A 25,267-nucleotide genomic window follows, 5' to 3' on the forward strand; every position below is an offset into this window, starting at 1 on the left:
CCGGCAGCCGTCAGGACAGCTTGGTGGCGTGCTCGCGGGTCGCGTGGAATGTCAGCTTCGGCCAGCGTTCCTGCGTGAGGCGCAGGTTCACGCCCGAGGTGGCCAGGTAGGCCAGGTTGCCAGCCGCGTCGTAGGCCACGTTGTGGCCGAGGGCCGCCTCGAAGTCGGCAAGGGCCTTCTTGTCGTCGGACGACACCCAGCGCGCGCTGCTGATGCTGGTGCCTTCGAATACCGCGTCCACGCCGTATTCGTTCATCAGGCGCGAGGCCACGACCTCGAACTGCAGCACGCCCACGGCGCCCAGCACCAGCTCACCGCCCTGCACGGGCTTGAACACCTGCACGGCGCCCTCCTCGCCCAGCTGCTGCAAGCCTTTATGCAGCTGCTTGATCTTCAGCGGGTTGCGAATGCGCACCTGGCGGAAGAAGTCCGGCGCGAAGTACGGAATGCCCGTGAACTGCAGCATCTCGCCTTCCGAGAAGCTGTCGCCGATCTGCATATTGCCGTGGTTCGGCAGGCCGATGATGTCGCCGGCGTACGCCTCTTCGACCTGCTCGCGCGACGATGCCATGAAGGTGACCACGGACGACACCTTTACTTCACGGCCCAGGCGCAGGTGCTTGACTTTCATGCCGCGCTCGAAACGGCCGGAGCACACGCGCAGGAAGGCGATGCGGTCGCGGTGCGCCGGGTCCATGTTCGCCTGGATCTTGAACACGAAGCCGGAGAACGGCTGCTCGGTGGGCGCCACGGAACGCACGGTCGCGTCGCGCTCGCGCGGCGGCGGCGCCCAATCGACCAGCGCCGACAGGATTTCGCGCACGCCGAAGTTGTTGATCGCGGAACCGAAGAATACCGGCGTCTGGATACCGGCCAGGAACTCTTCCAGGTTGAACGGGTGCGAGGCGCCGTGGACGAGCTCCACTTCCATCCTCAGCTGGTCCATCTCGAGCGGGAACATCTCCTGCAGCTTCGGATTGTCGATGCCCTTGACGACCTCGAAGGTCTGGTTGGCGCTTTCCTCGCCGGCGCGGAACAGCAGCACCTCGTCGCGCAGCAGGTGATACACGCCGCGGAAGTTCTTGCCCATGCCGATCGGCCACGTCACCGGCGCGCACTGGATCTTCAGCACCGATTCCAGTTCATCGAGCAGTTCGAGCGGATCGCGCGTTTCGCGGTCCATCTTGTTCATGAACGTGACGATCGGCGTGTTGCGCATGCGGCAAACGTCCAGCAGCTTGATCGTCTGCGCCTCGACGCCCTTGGCGGCATCGATCACCATCAGCGCCGAGTCGACGGCCGTCAGCACGCGGTAGGTGTCTTCCGAGAAGTCCTGGTGGCCCGGCGTGTCGAGCAGGTTGATGATGTGGTCGCGGAATTCGAACTGCATCACCGACGAGGCAACGGAAATGCCGCGCTGCTTCTCGATCTCCATCCAGTCGGACGTGGCGTGGCGGGCGCTCTTGCGCGCCTTCACCGTGCCGGCCATCTGGATCGCGCCCGAGAACAGCAGCAGCTTCTCGGTCAGCGTCGTCTTGCCCGCGTCGGGGTGGGAAATGATGCCGAACGTGCGGCGGCGCTGCACTTCGCGCGCGATCAGGGCCGCGGGCTTGGCGCTGGCGATAGCGGCATCCTGCTCGGCGGCTTGCTCGGGGGTTTGGTCGGTGATCTGGGATTCTTCGGACATGGTGGCGGCCAACGGTACGGCTCGACGGAAAACCGTGGATTTTACCGTTTTTTGGGTGTGGCCGGGCCAAATTGACGATACAGGGACGTACGCGGCAACAAGTTGGCACGGGAGAACCGGTGTCGTACACCTTTTCCGGGTGAACCATCCAGAAAAGGTGTACGACACCGGTGTTCGTCTGCAAATTACTGCGTGCCCATAGCCGAGCTCGTGTCCCCCTGGTGCCTGGCACCAGGGGGACACGAGCTCGGCTATCAGTCGCCCTTCACGCGCCGCCAGCCGACCGGGTGCGCATCCTCGGAACCGAGCTCGACAATCGGCCGCGTCAGGGTCTCGCCCTTGGCCGTGGTGGCGATCATCTTCAATTGACCGCTGGGCAGGCGCACGATGATGAAACCCACGGCGGCCGAGGTGTTCGACAGCGTGCCGCCGACCAGGAGCCCGTTGACGCCGGTGCCGCGGCACACGTCGAGCGCGTAGGCGTTGCTGGTGCCGCCCACCGAGCAGGATGACGACGAGGTCGGCAGGTTCGTCACCACGTTGGCCACGCCGCTGACGATCTTCGGGTCGATGTTCATCCGCTCGCCCGGATTCAGGCGCCAGTCGAAGAACCAGCCGCTCTTCTGCTTCAGGTCGGCCGCGGTGTCGGCAATCTGGAATGCCGCCGTATTGCTGCCGCCCACGCTGTCGAGCGTCTGCTGTTCCATCGCCGCGCCGCGCACATTGACGAACACGCCGGTGTCCTTCACCGCATACAGGCTTTGCACATCGGTGCTCGTCGTATCCGGCACGTCCAGCAGCCGGCCGGTGCCGAACAGCACCACGCGCTGCGGCTCGGCGCTGTTGTCGACGGCGCACAGCGTCACGTCCGGCCGCGTGGTGATCGGCTGCGCCGCGCCGGCATCGCCCATCTTCAGCACGCCCACGCTGCCGTCGGCGGCCGTCAGGTCGAAGCGCCACATCTGGCCCTGGTTGTCGCCGCCGTAGATGTAGGTCACCAGCGGGTCGCCGTTCGGGTCGGGCGTGATCGCCGTGATCTTCGCCAGGCCAGATGGCGTGACGACGTCGCCGCTGTTCGTGGTCACCGACTTGAGCACGGCACCGGTGGCCACGTCGACGATGAACAGGTAGCCCTTGCCGTCGCCCGTATCGACGCCATCCACGCCCGGCACATTGTTGTAGCCGGACGTGAGGAACACCACCCAGCGTGCGGCACCGGAACCGTCCTTCCACGTGCCGAACTGCGGATTGCCGAACGACAGGCCCAGGTTCGGCACGGCGTTCGCGCACACGGCCGCGTCGGCGCACAGTTCCCACAACTGCTTCGGCTGGCGCGGGTCGGTGATGTCCAGCGCATAGTAGCCGCGCCCGCCGGCATTCAGCCCGGCCACCAGCACCGTGCGCCACGCGCCGTTGATGTAGACGTCCGCCACCTCGGGCGAGCCGTCGGTGGTGAACTGGTGGTTCGTCGCGTACGTGGTGCTGGCCAGCGCCGGCAGCTTCTTCATCGTGATGCGGGGCGCGTAGGCCCACACTTCCTCGCCATTGTCGGCGGAGAACGCGTGCAGCATGCCGTCGTTGGCCGCCGTGTACACGGTCGCCACCGGCCGCGCCGCCGTCTGCGCATCGCGGAATGCCGGGTAGCCGTTGTCCGTATAGGCCTTGCGCGGGTCGCGCACATAGGCCGGCTTGGACGAGGCGATATCGCCCAGCACGATGGGCACCGCCGGCGTGTCGCCACTCATCGTGTAGGCGCGGAAGATGGTGTCGTTCGCGTACTGCTGCTGGCCGCGCAGCCAGTTCACCATGTTCTCGCCGCTGTTGACGAGCGCGCGGTCGGCCGTCGACAGCAGCGTGCATTGCGGCAAGTTCGGGCACTGGCTGGTGAACCACGCTTTCTCCTGCGCCGTCATCTGGTCGTAGCGGAACGGTTTCAATGCGCCGGTACCCAGCATGTAGATGCTGCGCGTATCGCTGGCGGCGGCCACCTTGGTGCCGACGGTGTCGGACGACGTCCAGACCGTGTTGTTGCCGACGATGCCAGTGGTGGGATCGATCTTGCGGTCCGACAGTTCGCCATACCATTTCACGGTGGTGAAGGTATCCGAGAAGATGTCGTTGTCCTGCAGCGAGATGTTCGGCGTGGACGTGGCGGCGGCCGAGGCGGCGCCCAGCGTCATCTGCATGTTCGCCAGCGCCGCGGACAGGCCCTGCACCACCTCGCGCGGCTCATTGGCGCTGAAGTACTTGCCGTGGCCGTTGATGGCCGCGTGCCACAGGTCGTCCACCCGCTCCTGCACGGTGTTGCCGGTGTTCGTCACGTCCGGATTCGGCCACACATAGGGGCCGTTGTTGTTCCATGGGCAGCCGGTCTGCGCGCGCGTGATCAGGTTGTAGAAGTCGCCGCCCGGCTTCGGCGCCGTGTCGTAGTTCGGCTCGTAGGTCATCACGCCATCCATGCCCAGGCCCAGCGTGTAGGTGTTCATGTGCAGGTGCGTGTTTTCGCCGTCGGCGGCCGGTACCTGGCCGGGCTTCGTCATGTCCGGCTCCAGGTCGGGGCGCAGCGACACGGTGCCGGTCGACGAGCCGCCGTTATACCAGTGCAGCGCCACGTCGGCGATCGAGGGTTGCGACTGGCCGCGCGCGTCCACGCAGCCGCGCGACCAGGTGCAGAAGCGGGACGCGTTTTCCTGGTTGTCGTTGCTGGTCACGTTGGCGGTCGAGCTGCCGTTCCAGTAGCCGTCCGTGGTGAGGATCAGGAAGTTCTGCTGGCAGGGGAACTGCACCACCTCCGACCCGCTCGCGTAGTTGTACGGCGACAGGTTGGCGAACATGCGGCCCACGTTGTCCATCGCGGTGCGGATCGGCGTGGCCCCGCTGGTCGTCACGCCGTACAGCGTGGAATACCACGTGCTGCGTGCCGTGCCGGTGAAATCGGCCGGCTTCATGTCGATGGCGCCGGCGGCACCCGCCTGCGACAGGCGCACGAAGCCCACCCGGTAGTTGGCGTTGATGGCGGCGAAGGCGATGCCGACCGACGTCTTCATCATCTGCAGGCGGTTCTTGTAGTATGCATACCAGTTGGCGAAGTTGGTCATCTCCTCCTCATAGGTGCACACCGCCGCCTGCGCCACGCAATCGCCGCGGGCCGACGCCTTCGGGTACGTACGGCCGGGCACGACGTTCACGCGCGAAAACGCGCTGGGCAGGGACGACAGCGCGGTGGTCGTCGCCGGCACGCCCTCGACGATGCTGGTGGCGGCCACCGGGGTGAAGGTGACGTTGCCGCTGTTCGCGACCGTGCCCGAGAGCACCGCGCCGTTCGCGGTGGCGTTCACGTTGACGATGCAGACGGTGGTGGACGGTTCGTTGGCGCACACCCCCGTGGTGGCGTCGCCGCCCAGGTAGGCGCGGTGCGTGGCACGGGTGCCGTAGGCATTGATGGCCGCCACGATCGCCACCGCCGCCTGTTCCTGCGACATGTTCTTCAGTGCGACCGTGCCGGTGATCTGCGTGGTGCCCAGCTTGATGTTGCTGATGCTGCCATCGCGGCGCATGCTGCCGCTGCCGCCGATACGCAGCAGCCCGGTGGGCGGCTGGCCGGTCGTCGCCGGCGTGGTCTGCACGGCCGGCGCATCCACTTCCAGGCCCCAGCCCTGCCGCGTGTTGAGCGTCGAATCCTCGCGGATCGTGCTGCAATTGGTCAGCGATTTGGTGCTGCTGGCGCAGTTGATCGGGATGACAGCCACCACATTGTCCGAGGTGAGCGTGATGCCCAGGGACGAGCAGGCCGGCACCGTGGCCGAACTCACGGGCGTGCGCACGCAGGCCCAGTAGGAGTTCGCGCCCAGGCCCGTGCGGGCGATGATGCCGGCCGCCACCTGCGTGGCCAGGGCCTGCTGCTTCGCCGCCGTGTTCGTGCCCGCCGACGCGGTGACCGCGCCATTGGTGATCGTTACCGGCGAATTCGGCGCGGCGGGATTGATCACGGTGACCCCGGCAATTTGCATCGACGACGTGGACAGGCTGGCGCCGATCGTGATCGTGCCATGGGCGATGGCGGTGGACGGCGGCGACGAATACTTCGGATAGATATAGGTGCCCACGCGCTTGGCCTGGCAGGACGACAGCGCGCGGTCGCTGCACCAGCGCACGGTGGCCGGCACCGGGTAGCCCACCGGCGCGGCGGCGCCGGCGGCCACCGACGTGCAAGAGGTCAGCCGCTCGTCGCGGCAGTATTCCGAGACGGCGATGTTGAAGTAGTACGGGCCGCCCTGGATGGCGGCCGCGTTGTAGTAGGTATTGTCGGGATACGTGTAGGTGGCGGTGTTGATGCGGCAATCGCCCTCGTCGCTGCCGCTGCACCACTGCAGGTCGGGAAATTCGGTGACCAGGTTGATGGCGCTGTCGCCCGCGCCGTACAGGTTCGTGTTGCTGCGGCCGAAGCCGTCGCTGGGCACGTTGGTCCAGTTCGCGGTCTGCGCGGCGGTCATGTCCGGGTAGTACGTGCCATCCCACATGATCGGCGCCTGGTAGCGGATGCGCGGGTTGTAGTACTGGCGGTTGAAGTCAGGACTCATGAACGGGGGGTGCCCGACGCTGCACGCCATCACGCCATTGACGAGCGTTTGCCGGGAGCGGCAGATATTGTCGTTCACATAGTCCGGCGTGTAGGTCTGGTCCATCGAGCCGGAGTTATCGAACAGCAGCATCAGGTTCGGCTTGACGGTGCCGGTGCCGGCGATGTTCAGCAACGGCACTTGCGCGATATTGGTGGTGGCGGCCAGCAGCAGGCCGGGCATCCAGGCCAGCAGTGCCAGCGTCCAGCGGATCAGGGAATTCATCATCTTGTCACGGGCCCATCATGACGACGGCCTGGTTCATTACATTGGCGCCGCGCGCGCCGGCGATGCGCGCGGTGATCAGGTAGTGCAGCTGCGGCTTGCCCTGGTAGGCCGGCGCGTCGGAAGACAGGCTGTCGCCCGCGCGGGTCTTCGCCTGCACGTTCTGCCGCGCCGCGGTCAGCGTGCAGTTGTTGGCCGGGCTGGCGGCGTTGTAGGCGCCGGGGAACTGGCACATGCGGTGGATCACGTACTCGACCTCGTTGCGGCGGTTCGCGTCCCACACTTTCCTGGCGCCGCGCCAGAATTCGGGATTGGACACGCCCTGCCCTGCTCCGGGATTGATCGTGGCCACGTAGCCGGCGGCGGGGATGTCGTTGTACAGCACGTTCTTGTCCGGCAGGCTGCCCAGCCACTCGTGGGCCGCATGGATGCCCAGGTCGGCCGCCTTCGACAGCGCATCCTCGTGTGCGAGGTTCGACGTGGTCAGCGCGGTGGAATTGGTGGAGCGCAGCAGGTAGATGCTGCTGACCATCATCACCACGAGCATGATCAGCATCACCGGCAGCGCCAGGCCGCGTTGTAGTGCCTTCCTCATGGCTTCCACCCGGCATTGCGGATCGGAACGATCGTCTCGAACACGCGGTAACGGTAGCAGGTCCAGCTGACCGTGTCGTTCGGTATGGCGAGCGCCACCTGTACCGGGGCGGCCGCCACCCCGGCCGGCGCAGCGGTGCCGAACACGGTCAGCGGCGCGGTGGTCGCAGTGCACGTGCCCTGCCGCGCAGCGGGGCGCTCCGGCACCGCGCCACGGGCCACCACGGCGATGCGCAAGGCGGCGATGCGCTGCCAGTCGCCCGGCGCGCCGGTGCTGCCGTCGCCGTCCGCGTCGATCATGGCGGCGCTCCAGCGCCCGACCCGCAAGCCCGACTTCGGAGTGAACGCACTGCCGGCCCGCGTATCGAACCCGTACTGCGCCTTCACTGCGACAATGTTGCCGACCACGGCCTGTGGCATCCCGCCCGTGCCGGCCAGGTCGGTCGCCCGCAGTCGCAGCACGCCGTTCGACACCGACCAGGTGTGGAACGACAGCTTTTCGGCCGGCCCGAGGTTGAACACGCGGGCCTGGCCGCCGTTGTAGAGAATGCCGAGGTTCCCGGTGTTGTAGCGCCATGCCGCGCCGGCGGCAATTTGCAGGGTACTGGCGGCCGGCGCGCTGGAGAGCTGGGCCAGTGTGCAATCGCCACCGGCGGGTTCCGGCGCGACCACGATCACGTCGCCCGCGTTGAATCCGAACGGCGCCACGCTGTCGACGCCGATCGACGTGCCGCCGATGTAGTTCTGCCAGACCCGCGTGGAACCGACGCCGGCCAGCCCGCTGCCGGAATACAGCGTGACGGTATCGGAGCCCTGGCCGCCATCGGCGATCACGGCCGGCGCCAGCGGCGTGATCGCCGCGCCGTTGCGCACGGCCTCGGCCAACGCAAACCCTTGCGTATCCGTCATGCGCGTGTTGCAGCCGTTGACGAGGTCGTCGTTCAAGCCCCAGCCGGCCTGCGCCGCATCGTTGTTGATCGAGAACAGCGCCAGCATGCCGTTCTGCATGGCGTCCGACCCGCCAACCGAGGCAGCCTTGCTTTGCTCGCCGTTGACCATCAGGCGCGTGGCGAACATGACGGCGAGCAGGCCGATCACGACGGACACCATGAGTTCGACGATGGAGAAGCCTTGCTGTCTCATGTGTTCACCGGATGTAGGCCGTGACGAGGTGGCGGCTGTCGTCGTCGCCCTGCTTGCGGCGCCAGTGGATCTCGATGTCCACGCGCGTGCGCTGCGCTTCCGGCACGACGGCCACGCCGATGCGCGCGCCGGGGATGGCGGCCGACGTTTCCGCCGCCCAGGGTGCCAGCGCCGCGGGGGGCGTGGCGTCCAGCGCCACCTGATAAGCCGCCAGGTTCGCGGTGTCGTTATTCATGATGCCGACGAGGCGGTCGGCCGCGAGCGTGGCTTCCGCCCGCATCGTCGAATCGGCCAGCGCGGAGTACGAGCGTGCCTGCAGGCCGATCGTGCCGAGCAGGCCGAGCGCCAGGATGACGACGGCGACCAGGGCCTCGAGCAGCGCGATACCTTGTTGTGTGTGGAGGCGCGCGGTCATGGGCAGGCCCGCGAATCGGGTGCGGCGACGGCCGGGTCGCATTTCGACGCGATGCCCGCCAGCGTGACGGCCACCGCGGCGGCGCGCACGTCACCGGCCAGGGCCGCGGACGGGTCGAGGCGCAGCATGGCGAGGCGACCTTCGATCGACGTGTCGACCCAGCCCAGCTCGGTGAAATAGACGGAGTCGGCCCCTTCCGCCGTCACGGCCGGGATCAGCACGTTCGAAGGCGGCAGCGATACCGCGGCGCGGAACACGGACTTGAATCCCCCTGCCCCTTCCGGATCGCCCGCCGCGGCCACGGTCGTCGTCGACCAATTGCCCGTGGTGTCCGTGCACGGCGCGCCCGGCGCCGGGAAGCACAGGTCCACCTGCCAGTCGAACTGCCCGTTGGTGCCGGGCGTGAGCACGAAGCGGCTGCGCGCATTGTGCGACACCGCCTGGCGCCGCGCCATCGACAGTCCTTCCAGGTAGAACTCCGACGCAGCCCTGGCCTTGTTGGCCACGATCCAGTGCGTCATGTTCGGGATGCCGGCGGCCAGCAGCGTGCCGAGGATGGCGATGCCCACCATGACCTCGATCAGCGTATAGCCTTTCATCCGGCATCTCAGCTGGAGCATTGGCCGCCCTTCTTGTCGACCCAGCATGCCGCGTTCGTGCCCCAGGACGGGGTGGCGGTCGTGGCGCGGGTGCCGTTCTGGTCGATCGTGTATGTAAAGCCCGTCATCTTCGCGCGGCCGGTGGCCGTGATCGTGAACGTCGACGCCGTGGCGTTGCTCAGCGCGTAGGTGAAATTCGGGGTTGCGGCGGGGAAGGCGCTTGCGCCGCTGTATCCGTCGTAGGTGCGATTGTTGTTCCAGAACTGCTCGGCGTTCGCCTGCGCGGCGCCCAGGGCCGTGAAGGCCTCGGCAGTGCGCGAGCGCGTGACGTGGTCCGTGTAGGCAGGGATTGCCACCGCCGACAGGATGCCGACGATCACGACGGTGATCAGCACTTCCATCAGGGTGAAACCTTGTTGACGGTGTTTCATTGCGGCCTCAACTGCTTAACGAACATTGATGTACAGCAATTTTACGGCAGATATTGAGGTTTCTTGAGGGAAAAATGGGCAGCGACGCGGTGGGCGTCACTTTGTTGTGGAAACGCTGCAAGGATGCAGTCGAACGTATCAGCCTGCGCTCCTGTAACGCAGAGTTACGACTTCAACCCTTTGTAGGAATACGCCGCATCGGCTCGTATTGCGCAGGCGCGCGTGCTCGGCGGGGCCTATGGGCAGACGCTTGCAGGATGTTTCCAGAAGCAATGTTCGATACCGTACGGATAACCACAAAAACGGCGAAAATGAGGCGTGGCCTCGCGTTCCGGCCTGTCGGCCCCGCAGCACGAGCAATCGTGCGCTAGCCCTTGAAGTCTTATGCTAGGAAAATAGATAGTTTCCGTAGGACTAGGCTGACAACTGATCATCTTACGAGCCTACACCCTAGCGGAAACCCGTCTTATGTTCGTTACCTACATACGAACTTAAAGTACTACCAACGCGATCGGCGCCGTGCGGCATCTAACTGAAAGTCGCAATCGATGCATCTTGGTCGAAATCGAAGCAGCCGACGATTTCCTGTACTTAAGCTCGTGAGGACAATATGAACAACACTCAACTTGGCGTTTCCGAAAAAACCTCGATGCCGCTGAGCGGCCGGGAAGCCACGAAGCCGGTGATCAGCTACAGCGGCACGCAGCAGAACGAGCTGCTGGCCGCCCTGCCGCGGCACGTGCTGGAGTCGTTGTTCGAGCACCTGGAACTGGTGCAACTGCCCTTTGGCAAAGAACTGTTCGAGTATGGCAGCAAGCTCGAAAACGTGTATTTCCCCACCACGGCCATTGTTTCGCTGCTGTACGTGATGGAGGACGGCGCGACCACCGAGATCGCTGTCGTCGGCCATGAAGGCGTGGTCGGTGTGTCGATGTTCCCCGGCGAACGTGCGATGTGCACCGCCGTCGTGCAAAGCGCCGGCTACGGCTACCGCCTGAAGGCCCAGGCGCTGCGCGATGCGTTCAACCAGGGCGGCGCCCTGCCCCAGCTGCTGATGCGCTACAACACGGCGCTGTTCGCCCAGATGGCGCAGAACGCCGTCGGCGGCCGCCACAGCTCCATCGAACAGAAGCTGTGCCGCTGGTTGCTCGACCGCCTGGACCGTTCGCCGACGAACGAGCTGAAGGTGACCCAGGAAATGATCTCGATCATGCTGGGTGTGCGCCGCGAAAGCATCACGGCCGCCGCCGGCAAGCTGCAGGAAGACGGCCTGATCACCTACCGCCGCGGCAACATCACTGTACTGGATCGTGCGGGACTGGAACGCTATGCGGGCGAGTGCTATAAGGTGGCAAAGACGGAATATGATCGTCTGCTCGTTGACGTAGCGGGCTGCTGACCACCACTTCTTCCCTCTCGCCTTCCGGAGCGCGGTTCTTCAGCGGAATCCGCGCTTCGATGCATGTCCCCTTGTCACCCCGGCCGCGACGAAGCGTCAGCGTGCCGCCCAGCAGCAGTGCCCTCTCCCGCATCCCCAGGATGCCGTGCGACATCGGCTTGGCCAGCGTATCGGTCGCGATGCCGATGCCGTCGTCGATGATGCGCAGCACGATCCCCTCCTTCGTCCGCGTCAGCGTGACCGAAACCCGGCTGGCCTTGGCGTATTTGCGGATATTGGTCAGCGACTCCTGCACGATGCGGAACAGCGCGATCGACAGGCTGCTGTCGCCTTCGCGCACGATGCCGTCGATCTCCGGGCCGATCTCGGTGTCGCAAGGCAGCTTGGTCATGCGTGTGAAATCGTCGGTATAGCTGTCGATCGCGGCGCACAGGCCCAGGTTGTCCAGCAGGCTCGGCCGCAGGTCTTCGATAATGCGGCGCTTCAGTTCCACGGTTTCCACCAAGGTGGCACGTGCCCGCTTCAGCTGCGCTGCCAGTTCCGGCTGCGTTTTCTGCACCTGCAGGAGGACCGCGCCGATGTCCATGCTGATGGATGTAAGGTTCGCGCCCATTTCGTCGTGCAGCTCGCGCGACAGCCGCGATTTCTCATCCTCGCTGATGCTGATCAGGTGCCGCGACAGCACGGACAGCTGCTCGGTGCGCTGCGCCACCATCGCTTCCAGGTTCTCGTTCGACTGCTGCAATTCGTGCTCCACGGCCGCCTGGCGGAAATAGCTGCGGCGCACGAGGCGATAGAACATCACGAGCACGACGATCGCCACGGCATTGATCGCCACGCCCAGCGCCAGGGCGTTCTGGTACTGCTCGTAGAAGCGCGCGCTGCGGGCGGCCAGCGTTTCGTTCTGCTCCTGGATCATGATCACGGTTTGCAGCCGGATTTCATCCATGCCGCCGCGGTCGTCGCCGTAGCGGGAAATGGTGACGATCTCGTCGAGCCCGCCATGGTGATACACGTCGATCGCCTGGTTGAGCATCGCCAGCTTGCGGCGGATCAGCGTGTTCAGCTGGGCAAGGTTCTTCAGCTGGGCGGGATTGTCGGCCAGCAGCGTCTGCAGCTGGCGCACTTCCGCTTCGGTCTTGGTGAAGACGGAGCGCGCCGGGCCAAGATAGACATCGTTGCCGGAGATGAAATAGCCGCGCATGCTGCTTTCGGCATCCTGCACCAGCACATCCAGGTACTGGAGCCGTTCGGCCACGCGCGAGCTTTGCAGCACCTGCGCATTGGCGCTTTTCAGCGCATCGAGGTTGTGAAAAAGAAACAGGCCGTTGACGACGAGGATCAGCGCGCACGTCACGCACAATACGGTCTTGTAGAGGGGCAGACGGTGGTGTGACGCTGCCTTCACGGTGAAATACATCCTGAAGCATCCTTCGCTGGCGCGGTCGGCGGTCGGGCCATTATAGCCGGGCCAGCGATTTAATGCCTTTCGGAAACGCTTCGTTACAGTAATATTGCCGTACGGAACAACACTATCGCAGGCGATAGCGCCAAAACAAAGGCGCTGTTCGCGGACGCTATGCTTTCCCCTAATCACGGAACTTCTGGATCCGGTCGCTGTCAGTAGCGGCCTGAGCCTTGCTAGCCCGGCGCCACCCCGACGCGCAGCCAGTGCGACGGCGTGGTGAGCGCGGCAGCGTCCAGCACGCGTTGCCAGCCGGTGTAATTGGCCAGGTACCGGCTGGCTACACCGTTGAACCGGCGCAGCCACGTCTTGAAGCGGCTATGCCAGCCGTTAACATTTTGAATGTGGATGGCCTCTCGAACCCTCTCGCCGCGCTGCACGTTGACCGATTCGTGCGTGATGCCGGCCTGCCGCGCGAACGCCTGGTAAGCATTGGCGCCATCGCTGATAAGAATGACGTCACGCGCCAGTACGGGCAGCAGGTGCCTGGCCAGTTGCCCCTCGCTGACCGGTCCGCGCCCGGTCACGAAGTCGTACGTGAGCTTGTTGCGGTCGCGGGCGACGAGAATGCAGTCGAGCTCGCGGCTGATGCCGCGCCGGGTCGCCTTGCCGCCCCGCTTGCGGGCCGGGCGACCCAAGTGGCGCGATCCCTTCTGCGATTCCAGGTGATAGGTTTCGTCGGCCTCGACGATTGTTGACAGCTTGGGGCGCCGCTCTTGCCGCACGGTGGCAATGAACCGGTGCCGCCATCGAAAACTGGTCGACTTCGCCACCGCCACGCGCTTGGCCGCCGTGCGCACCGTCGTCGATTCGATCAGGCATTGCAGGTACGCCAGCCATTTGTCACGCCGCTTGAGGTGGGCCAGCGGGGTGCCGGTCAACCCGTTATAACTGCTCCTGCATCCCATGCACCGATAGCGCTGCAAGCCGTTGGCCTTACCGCTGCGATGGCAATGGGAGCAGGCGCAATGCGGGCAAGGAGGTCTTCCCGCCGCCGCCTCGATCAGGGCAAGGCACTGGCCAGGGTGCGTGATGGTGGCCAGGAATTCCCGCAAGGTCGCTACTTCTCCCGCTGCCAGCTGGAGCTGGGACAACGCCTTGAACACCACCTGGAAATCCGCAGTCCCCATTTCGGCCTCCTGATATGCATGAAGTAGCTCAACAGGAGGTCAGACAGGGTTGCGCGGCGGAAGTTCCCCAAGCATTGACGAACAGCGCCAAAACAAAACCGCCAGGACCGGCCCCTAAGGACCAGCGCTGGCGGCCGAGAAGAAAACGTCCCGCCGTCAATCCAGCAGGTTGTTCTTCATTGCGTAGTAGGTCAGGTCGCTGTTGGACTGCAGTCCCATCTTCTCCATGATGCGGGTGCGATAGGTGCTCACGGTCTTGATGCTGAGCGAGAGCGCCGTGCCGATGTCGGACACGGTGGCGCCGCGCGCCAGGCGCAGGAACACCTGGAATTCGCGGTCCGACAATTCGGTGTGCAGTGCCGTGTTCGGGTCGCGGTCGAAGCTCTGCGCCAGCAGTTCGCCGACCTGAGAGCTGACGTAACGGCGGCCCTGGAAAACGGTGCGCACGGCGGTGATGAGTTCATCCGCCTCGCATTCCTTGTTCAGGTAACCGTTGGCGCCCATCTTGAACAGGTTCAGCGCATATTGTTGCGCAGGGTAGCCGGACAGGATCAGCACCGGCAAATCGGGCTGGCCCTGGCGGATCGTGCGCAGCGTGTCGATACCACTCTGGTCGGGCATGGCGATATCGAGCAGCAGGACGTCGCAGATCTCGCGGCGCGCGATATCGAGTGCCTCGCGCCCGGTACTGCCTTCCGCCACGACCGAAAACTCGTCGGATTGCGAAAAGATCTGCTTGAAGCCTGCTCGTACTATCTGGTGATCGTCACAAATGGCAACGCGTATCATTGTTTCCCTCGTATATCCCTGGCTTGGGAAAGTGGCCCTGGATCTCGCCTGGCGTCAGTTTTTTTCACTAGCAGAATTATAACGTTGATATTGTAACACCAATCATTTAACGTTCTGACCCACTGTCGCGCCTACATATGGGGACGATGGTTGCAAAAAAAAAGATACCGGGCGAGCCGTGTGGCGCTGCACTTGTTTTCTATCGTTGCCGGCCCGCTCGCCGAGGGTTTACTTCAGCAGAGCCTGGATCGCCAGCAATTCGTTGCGGATCATTTCCCGGTCGAGCGGAGGCGGCGCCGGGGGCATATCGTTATCATACGCCTCCTGGGCGGCAACACCACGACTGTCGAGCTTATTGCGTGCGCCACTGATCGTGAAGCCCTGCTCGTACAGCAGCTCACGGATACGACGGATCAACAACACTTCGTGATGCTGGTAATAGCGGCGGTTACCGCGCCGCTTGACCGGCTTGAGTTGAGTGAATTCCTGTTCCCAATAACGCAGCACGTGCGGCTTCACGCCGCACAGCTCGCTGACCTCGCCGATCGTGAAATAACGCTTGGCCGGAATCGGCGGTAAGCTGACCAGTTCGGTCTTGCTGAGGCGATCGTTCATGCCCACCCTTTATCAGGCCGCGCGTGCCAAGGCGGCACTTTCTTCCACCATGCCCTTGAGCTTCTGGCTGGCATGGAAGGTCACGACGCGGCGCGCCGTGATGGGGATTTCTTCGCCGGTCTTCGGGTTACGGCCCGGGCGCTGCGGCTTGTCGCGCAGCTGGAAATTGCCGAAACCGGACAATTTGACCGCTTCGCCCCGCTCGAGCGCGTTGCGGATCTCGTCGAAGAAGGTTTCGACCATATCCTTTGCCTCGCGCTTGTTCAAGCCCACCTGTTCGAACAGCAGTTCGGCCAGTTCGGCTTTCGTCAGCGTCGGCAAACTCTTTTCAGCTTCCTTGCGTACCTTTGCAACCTGCATGGCGCTGTGCAACTCGGCATCCAGCGCTGATTGCAAAACCGCGGTGTCGTTGTTGTTAATTTTGCTGCCCTGCCTTTACAAAGTACGTGGGTCCGGCATTGCCGGACCCGCTTGTTTGAACCGATTGTTGTCTATTCTGAATGAATGCTGCAGTGCACGGAAGGGTTACACGGTACTTACTGCCGAGCTTAAGCCCTACCTAAGTTACAGCTCAGTTACAGCTCAGCTACAACGCAGGCACAACCCAGCCACGACCCGGTAAGACACAAGTTACCACGACAGGCACCCGCTACACCCCGCATGCCTGGTGCAAGGTGCAAGGTGCAAGGTGCAACACGCCTCTACCTCGCCGCGCACCGCCCGGCAGCTTTTCCGCTGCCGGCACCCACCTGTTACTTGCGCACTTTCGCGCCCAGCTTTTGCGTTGCCGCATCAGCCAGCGAACCCATCAATGCATCGACGATTTCGTCCTGCAGGGTTGTTTGAGTATCTTGCAAGCTAAAGCGGAAAGCAAGCGATTTCTCGTCCGACGCGAGGCCAACGCCACGGTATTCGTCAAACAAAACAATGGCTTGCACGATGCGCGCGTGATCGCTGGCAGCGACCGCGGCCGCGAAGACATCCAGCAATTGCTGGGCTGCCACGGCCTGCGGCACCACCAGGGCGAGGTCGCGGCTGGTGCCCGGAAACTTGGAAATTTCCGTGTAAGCCGGCACTGCACGTTGTTGCAACGCAACGGCATCGACCTCGAACACGACCGGCGCCTTCGGCAGGTCGTATTTTTGCAGCCAGCGCGGATGCAGCTCGCCGATGAAACCGATCACCTTGCCGTCCAGCGACACGGAAGCAGCGCGGCCCGGGTGCAGCGCCGGGTGCTCCAGCTTGGCGAAGCGCAGGTGCGCCGGGGCGAACAGCGCTTCCAGGTCGGCCTTCACGTCGAAGAAGTCGGCGTCGCGCGTCGGCAAGCCCCACTGCTCGTCCGCCTGCGGGCCATAGGCGATCGCGCCGATGCGCTGCGGCTGGTCATAGCCGGCGACCGTCAGCGGACCATCCTGCACGGCCGCATCGCGCTTGTACACGGCGCCCACCTCGAATACGCGCACGCGCGGCGCCTTGCGGTTGACGTTGTAGCGCACGTTCGCGACCAGGCTGCCGATCAGCGACGAGCGCATCACGGACAGCTGGCTGGCGATTGGATTCTGCAGCTTGATCGGATTGTCGTTGCCGTTGAAGTCCTGTTCCCACTGCGCTTCCACGAAGCTCATGTTCACCACTTCCTGGTAGCCCAGGTCGGCCAGCTGGTGGCGCACGGCGAAGATGGAACGCTCGTTTTCCGGCGCGATGTGCATCGTGTTCTCGGCCACCGGCGGCTTGGCCGGGATGTTCTCGAAGCCGTACACGCGCGCCACTTCCTCGATCAGGTCTTCCTCGATCTCGATGTCGAAGCGGTAGCTCGGCGCCGTCACGCTGAACACGCCATTCTCGAGGGTAAATGGCAGCGCCAGGCGCGTGAAGATGTCAGCGACGACTTCATCGGTCAGCGGCACGCCGATCACCTTCTGGGCGCGCGCCGTGCGCAGTTGCACGGGCTTGCGCTCGGGCAGGTTGACGACCTGGTCGTCGATGGCGCCGACCTGCGTTTCCGGCGTGCCGCAGATTTCCAGGATCAGCGCGGTAATGCGCTCGATGTGCTCGGGAATCGTCGCGTAATCGACGCCGCGCTCGAAGCGGTGCGCCGCATCGGTCGAGAAGTTGTACTTGCGGGCACGGCCCTGGATGGCGTTCGGCCACCAGAACGCCGCTTCCACGTACACATTCGTCGTGTCCAGCGACACGGCCGTGGCGTCGCCGCCCATGATGCCGGCCAGCGATTCGACCTGCTGGTCGTCGGCCACCACGCCCACCCACTCATCGACGGAAACCGTGTTGCCGTTCAAGAGCTTCAGGGATTCGCCGGCTTTGCCCCAGCGCACTTCCAGGCCGCCATGGATCTTGTCCAGGTCGAACACGTGCGACGGACGGCCCAGCTCCAGCATCACATAGTTCGAGATGTCGACCAGGGCCGACAGCGAACGCTGGCCGCTGCGCTCCAGGCGCCGCTTCATCCAGTCCGGCGTTGCCGCCTTGGCGTTCAGGTTGCGGATGACACGGCCGGCAAAGCGGCCGCACAGGTCCGGCGCGCTGATCTTTACAGGCAGTTTCTCATCCAGGTTGACGGCCGCGGGTGCGCTCTGCGGCGCATTCAGCGGCGAGCCCGTGAGCGCGGCCACTTCGCGTGCCACGCCCAGCACGGACAGGCAATCGGCCTTGTTCGGCGTGAGCTTGATCGTGAATTTCAGGTCGTTCAGCGCGTAGTAGTCGCGGAAGTTCTGGCCGACGGGCGCATCGTCCGGCAGTTCCAGCAGCCCGCCATGGTCTTCGGACAGCTTCAGTTCGCGCGCGGAGCACAGCATGCCCTGCGACTCGACGCCGCGCAGCTGGCCCACTTTGATGACAAATGGCTTGCCGTCGGCACCCGGCGGCAGCACGGCGCCGGCCGTGGCGCACGCCACTTTCAGGCCCTGGCGCACGTTCGGCGCGCCGCACACGATGTTCAGCATGGTGCCGGTACCCACGTCGACCTGGCACACGTTCAGGCGGTCGGCGTTCGGGTGTTTCTGTACTTCGCGCACGTGGCCGACCACCACGTGGGTGAACGGCGGCGCGACGGCTTCGACCTCTTCCACTTCGAGGCCGGACATCGTCAGCAGGTGCGACAGCTCATCCGAATTCATCTTCGGATCGACCATCGTGCGGAGCCAGTTTTCGGAGAATTGCATGATCAGCTTCTTCTTAGTTGAATTGTTTCAGGAAGCGCAGGTCGCCTTCGTAGAACAGGCGCAGGTCGTTCACGCCGTAGCGCAGCATCGTCAGGCGCTCGAGGCCGGAGCCGAACGCGAAGCCGATGTATTTTTCCGGGTCCAGCCCGAAATTGCGCACGACGGTCGGGTGCACCTGGCCCGAACCGGACACTTCCAGCCAGCGGCCCTTGAGCGGGCCGGAACCGAAGGCGATGTCGATCTCGGCCGACGGTTCCGTAAACGGGAAGTAGGAGGGGCGGAAGCGGACCTGCAGGTCGTCCGTCTCGAAGAATGCCTTCACGAAGTTCAGGTACACGCCCTTCAGGTCGGCAAAGCTGATGTTCTCGGCGATCCACAGGCCTTCGACCTGGTGGAACATCGGCGAGTGGGTGGCGTCGCTGTCGACGCGGTAGGTGCGGCCAGGAGCGATCACCTTGATGGGCGGCTGGTGGCTGCGGGCGTAGCGCACCTGCATCGGGCTGGTGTGCGTGCGCAGCAGCAGCGCCTTGCCGGTGCTGTCGTTGCCTTCGATGTAGAACGTGTCCTGCATCGAGCGGGCCGGGTGGTTTTCCGGGCTGTTCAGCGCGGTGAAATTGGTCCAGTCGGTTTCGATCTCGGGGCCGCCGGCCACGTCGAAGCCGATCGAGCGGAAGATCGCTTCGACCCGTTCCCACGTGCGCATCACCGGGTGGAGGCCGCCGGGAGCGCGGCCGCGGCCGGGCAAGGTAACGTCGATGGCTTCGGCGTTCAGGCGCTGCTGCAGCTGGGCTTCGGCCAGCGCATCGCGGCGCGCCGTCAGCGCGGCTTCGATCTGCTGCTTGGCAGCATTGATCAGGGCGCCCTGCGCCTTCTTTTCCTCGGGCGCCAGCTTGCCCAGGCCCTTCATCAGTTCGGTAATCTGGCCGGTCTTGCCGAGATATTGTGCTTTGGCGTTTTCTAGTGCGGCGGCGTCCGCGGCGGCGAGAAAGTCAGCCTGCGCTGCGGAGACGATTTGTTCGAGGGAGTTCATCCGACTGATTTTCCTATGCTGGAAATGTAAAACGGGGCATCGGTCGTTATCCCGTGCCCCGCTCTTAAAAATCGCGATGAACCTGCTGCGCGTTCCATTTCCAGCCTTCGATGCTCACCGTACCTCAGTACGGTTGCGCGTCTCGGCCGGAACTGGTGCCGCTCGCGACGGTTCTCGCGATTTTTGCGCCCCTGTCGGGACGCAACATCGATACGCTGGAATTAGGCAGCGATCTTTGCTTTCACGGCGTTGACAATCGCGGCAAACGCCGGCTTGTCCGCCACAGCCATATCGGCCAGGACTTTACGGTCCAGTTCAATAGCGGCTTTCTTCAGGCCATTCATGAAGACGCTGTAGGTCAGACCGTGCTCGCGGGAAGCCGCGTTGATACGGGTGATCCACAGGGCGCGGAAGACGCGCTTCTTGTTACGACGGTCGCGGTAGGCGTACTGGCCAGCGCGCATGACTGCTTGCTTGGCAATACGGTAAACCTTGCTGCGACGACCGCGGTAACCCTTGGCCAGGTTCAGTACTTTTTTATGACGGGCACGCGCGGTAACCCCACGTTTTACTCGAGGCATAGTAGCTCCTTAATGAGTGTGAGATTAAGCGGACGGCATCATACGCAGGACGCTCGTTACGTCCGACGCATTGATGTTACGGGTGCCACGCAGCTGACGCTTGTTTTTGGTGGTCTTCTTGGTCAGAATGTGACGCTTGAACGCCATACCCGATTTGACGGTACCACCCGGACGCACGCGAAAACGCTTCTTCGCGGAGCTTTTGGTTTTCATTTTTGGCATAACACATCTGCCCTCGCGGGCAGCTCCAAAGTAACAGGATTGCAGGTGGCAACAACACGTTGCACTTGGGTGCCTGCTTTCACTTGTTGATGCAGCGGCAGCGGGGCCACTACATGTTGCGGATTTGATCCCGCAAATTCTTGTTTGCCGACTTCGTTGACGAAAACCGGTGTCGCGCACCTGAAGGTGCCCGACACCAGCGGATCGGCAGCCGGCAATTATAACCCGATTTCCCAACTGCGCACCAGAACTGCTCGAGGCATAGTTGGAAATAGGCCTCGGAAAACCTGCACAGCGGGATGCAGTTCGGGTCCAGCGCGCGGAATCGTACTTTAGTACGATCGGTCCGCCGCTGCGAAGCACGGTGGACCCGAAATGCGCCCGCTGTGCGGGTTTGCCGACGCCTATTTTATTTTTTCTTGCGCGGGGCAATGACCATGATCATCTGGCGCCCTTCCATCTTCGGGAACTGCTCGACCTGGCCATGCTCCTCCAGGTCAGCCTTCAGACGCTCCAGCATGCGCATGCCGATGTCCTGGTGGGCCATTTCGCGGCCGCGGAAGCGAAGGGTGATCTTCGTCTTGTCGCCGTCTTCCAGGAACTTGATCAGGTTGCGCAGCTTGATGTTGTAGTCGCCTTCATCGGTACCGGGACGGAATTTGACTTCCTTCACGGAGATGACTTTTTGCTTCAATTTGGCTTCGTGCGCCTTCTTCTGCTCGGAATACTTGAACTTACCGTAATCCATCAGACGGCAGACCGGGGGATTCGCGGTAGGCGCGATTTCCACCAGGTCGACGTTTGCCTCTTCCGCCAGGCGGAAGGCTTCGGCCAGGCTCACGATGCCCAGCGGCTCATTGTTGACGCCGGACAGGCGCATTTCCGGTGCCGTGATTTCGCCATTGATGCGATGCGACTTGTCAGTAGCTATTGCAGTTTCCTTTAAAAATTTGATTGGTCTGGCCGGTTACGGGATTCAAGAATCCCGTCAGGCTTTGTTGGCAACATCCTGCTGGAGTCGCTCAACCAGGGCATCGATGGACATCACGCCCAGATCGACATTGCCCCGCGCACGCACGGCCACGGTATTGGCATCCCGTTCTTTATCCCCGATGACAAGGATGTAAGGCATTTTTTGGACGGAATGTTCACGTATTTTATACGTGATCTTCTCGTTGCGCAAATCAGCCGTGACGCGGAAGCCCAGCTTGCGCAGCTTCGCCGCCAGTTCGGTGGCATAGGCGGCCTGCCCTTCCGAAATGTTCAAAATGGAAACCTGCACCGGTGCAAGCCACATCGGCAGCGCACCCGCATAGTTCTCGATCAGGATGCCGATGAAGCGCTCCATCGAGCCCACGATTGCACGGTGCAGCATGACTGGCGTCTTCTTCGTGTTGTCTTCGGCCACGTATTGCGCACCCAGGCGCTCCGGCATGAAGAAGTCGACCTGCATCGTTCCGACCTGCCATGGGCGGCCCAGCGAATCCTTCAGGTGGTACTCGATCTTCGGGCCGTAGAACGCACCCTCGCCCGGCAGTTCCGTCCACGTCACGCCGCAGGCGCGCAGGCCCTGGCGCAGCGCCTCTTCGGCGTCGTTCCAGATTTCGTCGGTGCCGATGCGGTTATCCGGGCGCAGCGCCAGCTTCACCTCGATATTGGTGAAATCGAAGTCGGCATAGACTTCCATCGCCTGCTGGTGGAAAGCCACCACTTCCGGCTCGATCTGCTCGTGCGTGCAGAAGATGTGGCCATCGTCCTGCGTGAAGCCGCGCACGCGCATGATGCCGTGCAGCGCGCCGGACGGCTCGTTGCGGTGGCACTGGCCGAACTCGCCGTAGCGCAGCGGCAGGTCGCGGTAAGAACGCAGGTCGCTGTTGAAGATCTGCACGTGGCCCGGGCAGTTCATCGGCTTCAGCGCGTACTGGCGGTTTTCCGATTCCGTGACGAACATGTTTTCACGGTAGTTGTCCCAGTGGCCCGTCTTGCCCCACAGGCTCGCATCCAGGATCTGTGGCGCCTTCACTTCCTGGTAGCCGTTGTCCTGGTACTTCTTGCGCATGTATTGCTCGACCTGCTGCCAGATCGTCCAGCCCTTCGGGTGCCAGAACACCAGGCCGGGCGCCTCGTCCTGGAAGTGGAAGAAGTCCAGCTGCTTGCCGAGTTTGCGGTGGTCGCGCTTTTCCGCCTCTTCCAGCATGTGCAGGTACTGCTCCTGCTCCTCCTTCCTGGCCCAGGCGGTGCCGTACACGCGCTGCAGCATCTCGTTCTTGGAGTCGCCGCGCCAGTAGGCGCCTGCCAGCTTCATCAGCTTGAATACCTTCAGCTTGCCCGTCGACGGCACGTGCGGGCCGCGGCACAGGTCGGTGAACTTGCCCTCGCTGTACAGCGACACGTCTTCGTTCGCCGGGATCGAGGCAATGATCTCGGCCTTGTAGTTTTCGCCGATCGACTTGAAGTACGCCACGGCCTCGTCGCGCGGCAGCACCTTGCGGGTCACGGGCTCGTCCCTCTTGGCCAGCTCGGCCATCTTCTTTTCGATCGCCACCAGGTCGCCCGGGGTGAACGGGCGCTTGTACGAGAAGTCGTAGTAGAAGCCGTTTTCGATGACCGGGCCGATCGTCACCTGCGCCTCGGGGAACAGTTCCTTGACGGCGTAGGCCAGCAGGTGGGCCGTCGAGTGACGGATCACGTCCAGGCCTTCGGGGTCCTTGTCGGTCACGATGGCCACGTCGGCATCCTGCTCGATGAGGAAGGACGTGTCGACCACCTTGCCGTCGACCTTGCCTGCCAGCGCCGCCTTGCCCAGGCTCGTGCTGATATTGGAGGCCACCTGGGCCACGGTGACCGGCGCATCGAACTGGCGCACGGATCCATCGGGAAGTCGGACTGATACCATCATTGATCTCCAATCGGCGCGGGGCCGGACAAAAACAGATAAAGGGAAAGTATGGACGAAAAAAAACGCGGGCCAGCCGCGTTTTCTTCAAGAATGCAAAGCAAGAGAAAGCCGATCGACCAGCGTCACTGAGTAAAACCAGCGGTGGTAGTTCGCGGTGTCATAACCGGGATGCCTTTCTCGCTCTTACATGATGGAGCCATGCACTGCATGGCTCCGGGTGACGGAGGCACCGCCAGGTGCCGACCCTTCGTATTCTGGTGGGCGGTGAGGAATTCGAATCCCCGACCCCTTGGATGTCGACCAAGTATTCTAACCAGCTGAACTAACCGCCCGTTTTTACTGCCTGCTGCTCTGTCGATGAGCAGGCGCATTGCCGCGCCCGCTCTTCGTTGATGCTTCGTATTCTGGTGGGCGGTGAGGAATTCGAATCCCCGACCCCTTGGATGTCGACCAAGTATTCTAACCAGCTGAACTAACCGCCCAATGCCGAGCATTATAGTGATGTGGGGCGGATAAGACAAGGGCTAGTTTGGAAGGTGGAAATGACGAGCGGGTAGAAGCAACCCCAGCAGCAAAGCACGCGCTCCTTCCAGCCCCCCTGATTCCGCAGCAGGGTCGAGAGCATGCGCCGCCGGCACGCATGCTATATTTTTGCCGACTCCGACAATAACAGAACAATGAACGCCACCAGCCACCTTCACGCCCACCTGAAGGGCGACGCCAAGTACAAGCACCAGCGCGCCGACCGCAGCCTGGCCATCCTGGCCTGGGCCGTGGGCCTCACCCTCGTCTTCGCCACCGTCGAGGTCGTGGCCGGCTTCATGGCCAATTCGCTCGCGCTGATTTCCGATGCCGGCCACATGGTCACCGATGCCGCCTCGCTGGGCCTGGCACTGTTCGCGCAACTGATCGCCAAGCGCCCGCCCTCCTCCCGTTACTCGTTCGGCTTCGGCCGCGCCGAGGCGCTGGCCGCCTTCGTCAACGGTATGGTGATGCTGCTCGTGATCGGCTGGATCGTGTTCGAGGCCGTGCACCGCTTCGCGCAGCCGCAGGCCGTGCAGGGCGGCACCGTGGCTGGCGTCGCCGCGATCGGGCTGGTCGTCAATGTGCTCGTCGCGCTCGTGCTGTCGAAGGACAAGGAAAGCATGAACACGCGCGCGGCGCTCGTGCACGTTCTCGGCGACATGCTGGGCTCGGTGGCCGCGCTGGCCGCCGGCATCGTCATCTATTACACGGGCTGGATGCAGATCGACCCGCTGCTGTCGCTGCTGGTATCGCTGCTGCTGTTGAAATCGACCATCGGCATCCTGCGCGAATCGGGCCACCACCTGATGGAAGGCGTGCCGGCCGATATCGATTACGAGAAAGTGGGCGACGACCTGGAAGGCGTCGATGGCGTCGCTTCCGTGCACGACCTGCACGTCTGGGACATGGCTCCCGGCCAGCCGGCGCTGATCGGCCACGTGGAAGTGCATGACCTGCAGCATTGGCCTGCCACGCTGAAGGCGATCCGCGCCATGCTGGTCGAGAAGCATGGCATCGACCACGTGACCCTGCAGGCCGAAGTGGCGGGCCGGCAGGGGCGACGCAGCGAGCTCGATCTGTAGCGAATCCGATTACTGCGCGGACCGGGATGCGCGGCAGGGGCCGTAGGCTTCGCTGTAGGACTTGTCGAGACAGCGCAGCAAGCCGTCGAGTACATCGAGGTTCAGAGGTTGCGCAAGCGAGGCTACGCCGTCGCGGGCACGCCGCAGCGCATCGCCATCCTTGCGCAGGAAGGCCAGCGTGCCGTCGACATACAGGTTCCATGCCTGGAACATCGGCTCCTGAGGCAGGCGCGACTTGGCGAACAATGGCTCGGCCTGCGCGTACTGTCCGACGACTGCCCGCACCTGCCCTTCGTGCCAGTAGAGCAGGTAGGCATCGAAGTGCTGGCGCAGTTCCGGATGCGCGCTGCGATAATCGGCGATCAGGTCGGCGGCGACCCCGACGCACGCGGGCTTGCGCTCCAGCTTGCGCCATCCGTCCGGGCCTTGATCGAAACTGGCCAGGTCCTGGGCCAGCATGGCAGCGCGATCGAAGGCGCATTCGGCGTCCGCTGCCTGGGCCGGCTGCGGGCGCAGCGCGAACAGCGTCAGCATGGCAAGCAGCAAAGTACGCACGGCCGGTCTCCTGATAATGATGAGCGGCCCGCAGGATAGCACGGCGATACGGCTCCAAGATTCACGCATTGTCACGCCCTGGC

The 25,267-nt window shown here is 63.6% G+C and carries 21 protein-coding genes and 2 tRNA genes; 2 read left to right on the forward strand and 21 right to left on the reverse strand.

Going from position 1 to position 25,267, the window contains the following annotated elements:
* Nucleotides 1-10: 10 nt before the first annotated feature.
* The 7 genes from V6Z91_RS26875 to V6Z91_RS26905 form a co-directional block, all read right to left on the reverse strand.
* On the reverse strand, nucleotides 11-1,687 hold the full coding sequence (locus V6Z91_RS26875; protein ID WP_338763509.1) for a peptide chain release factor 3: 1,677 nt from the start codon (nucleotides 1,685-1,687) through the stop codon (nucleotides 11-13).
* 254 nt (nucleotides 1,688-1,941) lie between these two features.
* Nucleotides 1,942-6,534 carry a PilC/PilY family type IV pilus protein gene (locus V6Z91_RS26880; protein WP_338763511.1) on the reverse strand — a complete coding sequence of 1,531 codons (4,593 nt, stop codon included), beginning with the start codon at nucleotides 6,532-6,534 and terminating at the stop codon, nucleotides 1,942-1,944.
* A 4-nt stretch (nucleotides 6,535-6,538) separates the two neighbouring features.
* Nucleotides 6,539-7,126 (reverse strand): hypothetical protein, encoded by a 588-nt coding sequence (locus tag V6Z91_RS26885; RefSeq protein WP_338763513.1) that lies wholly within the window; start codon nucleotides 7,124-7,126, stop codon nucleotides 6,539-6,541.
* Nucleotides 7,123-8,268, reverse strand: a complete 1,146-nt coding sequence (locus V6Z91_RS26890; protein WP_338763515.1) for a PilW family protein — start codon at nucleotides 8,266-8,268, stop codon at nucleotides 7,123-7,125. The genes V6Z91_RS26885 and V6Z91_RS26890 overlap by 4 nt, the downstream gene beginning before the upstream one ends.
* Before the next feature lie 4 nt (nucleotides 8,269-8,272).
* Nucleotides 8,273-8,683: a hypothetical protein gene (locus V6Z91_RS26895; RefSeq protein ID WP_338763517.1), complete on the reverse strand. Its 411-nt coding sequence runs from the start codon at nucleotides 8,681-8,683 to the stop codon at nucleotides 8,273-8,275.
* Nucleotides 8,680-9,282, reverse strand: coding sequence for a prepilin-type N-terminal cleavage/methylation domain-containing protein (locus V6Z91_RS26900; protein WP_338763519.1), 603 nt, complete (start codon nucleotides 9,280-9,282; stop codon nucleotides 8,680-8,682). Before V6Z91_RS26900 ends, V6Z91_RS26895 begins: the two co-directional genes overlap by 4 nt.
* Nucleotides 9,283-9,290: 8 nt before the next feature.
* A complete protein-coding gene (locus V6Z91_RS26905; protein ID WP_338763521.1) occupies nucleotides 9,291-9,713 on the reverse strand; it encodes a type IV pilin protein in 423 nt (140 codons plus the stop codon).
* A 610-nt stretch (nucleotides 9,714-10,323) separates the two neighbouring features.
* Between V6Z91_RS26905 and V6Z91_RS26910 the strand changes: the two genes are divergently transcribed.
* Nucleotides 10,324-11,112 (forward strand): Crp/Fnr family transcriptional regulator, encoded by a 789-nt coding sequence (locus V6Z91_RS26910; protein ID WP_338763523.1) that lies wholly within the window; start codon nucleotides 10,324-10,326, stop codon nucleotides 11,110-11,112.
* Here the strand turns inward: V6Z91_RS26910 and V6Z91_RS26915 are convergent.
* From V6Z91_RS26915 to V6Z91_RS26975, 13 genes are all read right to left on the reverse strand, one after another.
* Complete coding sequence (locus tag V6Z91_RS26915) at nucleotides 11,009-12,532, reverse strand: CHASE3 domain-containing protein (RefSeq protein ID WP_338763525.1); 1,524 nt, start codon at nucleotides 12,530-12,532, stop codon at nucleotides 11,009-11,011. The two genes, V6Z91_RS26910 and V6Z91_RS26915, sit on opposite strands and share 104 nt — an antisense overlap.
* Nucleotides 12,533-12,753: 221 nt before the next feature.
* A complete protein-coding gene (locus V6Z91_RS26920) occupies nucleotides 12,754-13,707 on the reverse strand; it encodes an IS1595 family transposase (protein ID WP_338763527.1) in 954 nt (317 codons plus the stop codon).
* A gap of 156 nt (nucleotides 13,708-13,863) precedes the next feature.
* Nucleotides 13,864-14,496, reverse strand: a complete 633-nt coding sequence (locus V6Z91_RS26925; RefSeq protein WP_130188797.1) for a response regulator transcription factor — start codon at nucleotides 14,494-14,496, stop codon at nucleotides 13,864-13,866.
* Nucleotides 14,497-14,724: 228 nt separating this feature from the next.
* Complete coding sequence (locus tag V6Z91_RS26930; protein ID WP_338763533.1) at nucleotides 14,725-15,111, reverse strand: MerR family transcriptional regulator; 387 nt, start codon at nucleotides 15,109-15,111, stop codon at nucleotides 14,725-14,727.
* 12 nt (nucleotides 15,112-15,123) lie between these two features.
* A complete protein-coding gene (locus V6Z91_RS26935) occupies nucleotides 15,124-15,471 on the reverse strand; it encodes an integration host factor subunit alpha (protein WP_131149008.1) in 348 nt (115 codons plus the stop codon).
* 392 nt (nucleotides 15,472-15,863) lie between these two features.
* The gene (pheT, locus tag V6Z91_RS26940) at nucleotides 15,864-18,290 is read right to left on the reverse strand and encodes a phenylalanine--tRNA ligase subunit beta (RefSeq protein WP_338763538.1); all 2,427 of its coding nucleotides are present in this window, start codon (nucleotides 18,288-18,290) and stop codon (nucleotides 15,864-15,866) included.
* Between the two features lie 13 nt (nucleotides 18,291-18,303).
* On the reverse strand, nucleotides 18,304-19,320 hold the full coding sequence (gene pheS, locus V6Z91_RS26945; protein WP_338763540.1) for a phenylalanine--tRNA ligase subunit alpha: 1,017 nt from the start codon (nucleotides 19,318-19,320) through the stop codon (nucleotides 18,304-18,306).
* Between the two features lie 221 nt (nucleotides 19,321-19,541).
* Nucleotides 19,542-19,901 carry a 50S ribosomal protein L20 gene (gene rplT, locus V6Z91_RS26950; protein ID WP_145873696.1) on the reverse strand — a complete coding sequence of 120 codons (360 nt, stop codon included), beginning with the start codon at nucleotides 19,899-19,901 and terminating at the stop codon, nucleotides 19,542-19,544.
* A gap of 24 nt (nucleotides 19,902-19,925) precedes the next feature.
* Nucleotides 19,926-20,123 (reverse strand): 50S ribosomal protein L35, encoded by a 198-nt coding sequence (rpmI, locus tag V6Z91_RS26955; protein ID WP_057262756.1) that lies wholly within the window; start codon nucleotides 20,121-20,123, stop codon nucleotides 19,926-19,928.
* 409 nt (nucleotides 20,124-20,532) lie between these two features.
* Nucleotides 20,533-21,003 carry a translation initiation factor IF-3 gene (gene infC / locus V6Z91_RS26960; protein ID WP_338763583.1) on the reverse strand — a complete coding sequence of 157 codons (471 nt, stop codon included), beginning with the start codon at nucleotides 21,001-21,003 and terminating at the stop codon, nucleotides 20,533-20,535.
* A 108-nt stretch (nucleotides 21,004-21,111) separates the two neighbouring features.
* The gene (gene thrS / locus V6Z91_RS26965) at nucleotides 21,112-23,019 is read right to left on the reverse strand and encodes a threonine--tRNA ligase (protein WP_338772068.1); all 1,908 of its coding nucleotides are present in this window, start codon (nucleotides 23,017-23,019) and stop codon (nucleotides 21,112-21,114) included.
* A 258-nt stretch (nucleotides 23,020-23,277) separates the two neighbouring features.
* A tRNA-Val gene (locus V6Z91_RS26970) sits at nucleotides 23,278-23,354 on the reverse strand.
* A gap of 73 nt (nucleotides 23,355-23,427) precedes the next feature.
* Nucleotides 23,428-23,504: transfer RNA gene (locus V6Z91_RS26975), tRNA-Val, on the reverse strand.
* A 195-nt stretch (nucleotides 23,505-23,699) separates the two neighbouring features.
* On the opposite strand from V6Z91_RS26975, the gene V6Z91_RS26980 reads away from it, so the two are divergent.
* Nucleotides 23,700-24,629 (forward strand): cation diffusion facilitator family transporter, encoded by a 930-nt coding sequence (locus V6Z91_RS26980; protein WP_338763586.1) that lies wholly within the window; start codon nucleotides 23,700-23,702, stop codon nucleotides 24,627-24,629.
* 9 nt (nucleotides 24,630-24,638) lie between these two features.
* On the opposite strand, the gene V6Z91_RS26985 is transcribed toward V6Z91_RS26980, so the two are convergent.
* On the reverse strand, nucleotides 24,639-25,184 hold the full coding sequence (locus V6Z91_RS26985; RefSeq protein WP_338763588.1) for a hypothetical protein: 546 nt from the start codon (nucleotides 25,182-25,184) through the stop codon (nucleotides 24,639-24,641).
* Nucleotides 25,185-25,267: the final 83 nt, after the last annotated feature.

Source organism: Massilia sp. METH4 (assembly GCF_037094685.1).
Lineage (GTDB): Bacteria > Pseudomonadota > Gammaproteobacteria > Burkholderiales > Burkholderiaceae_D > Rugamonas.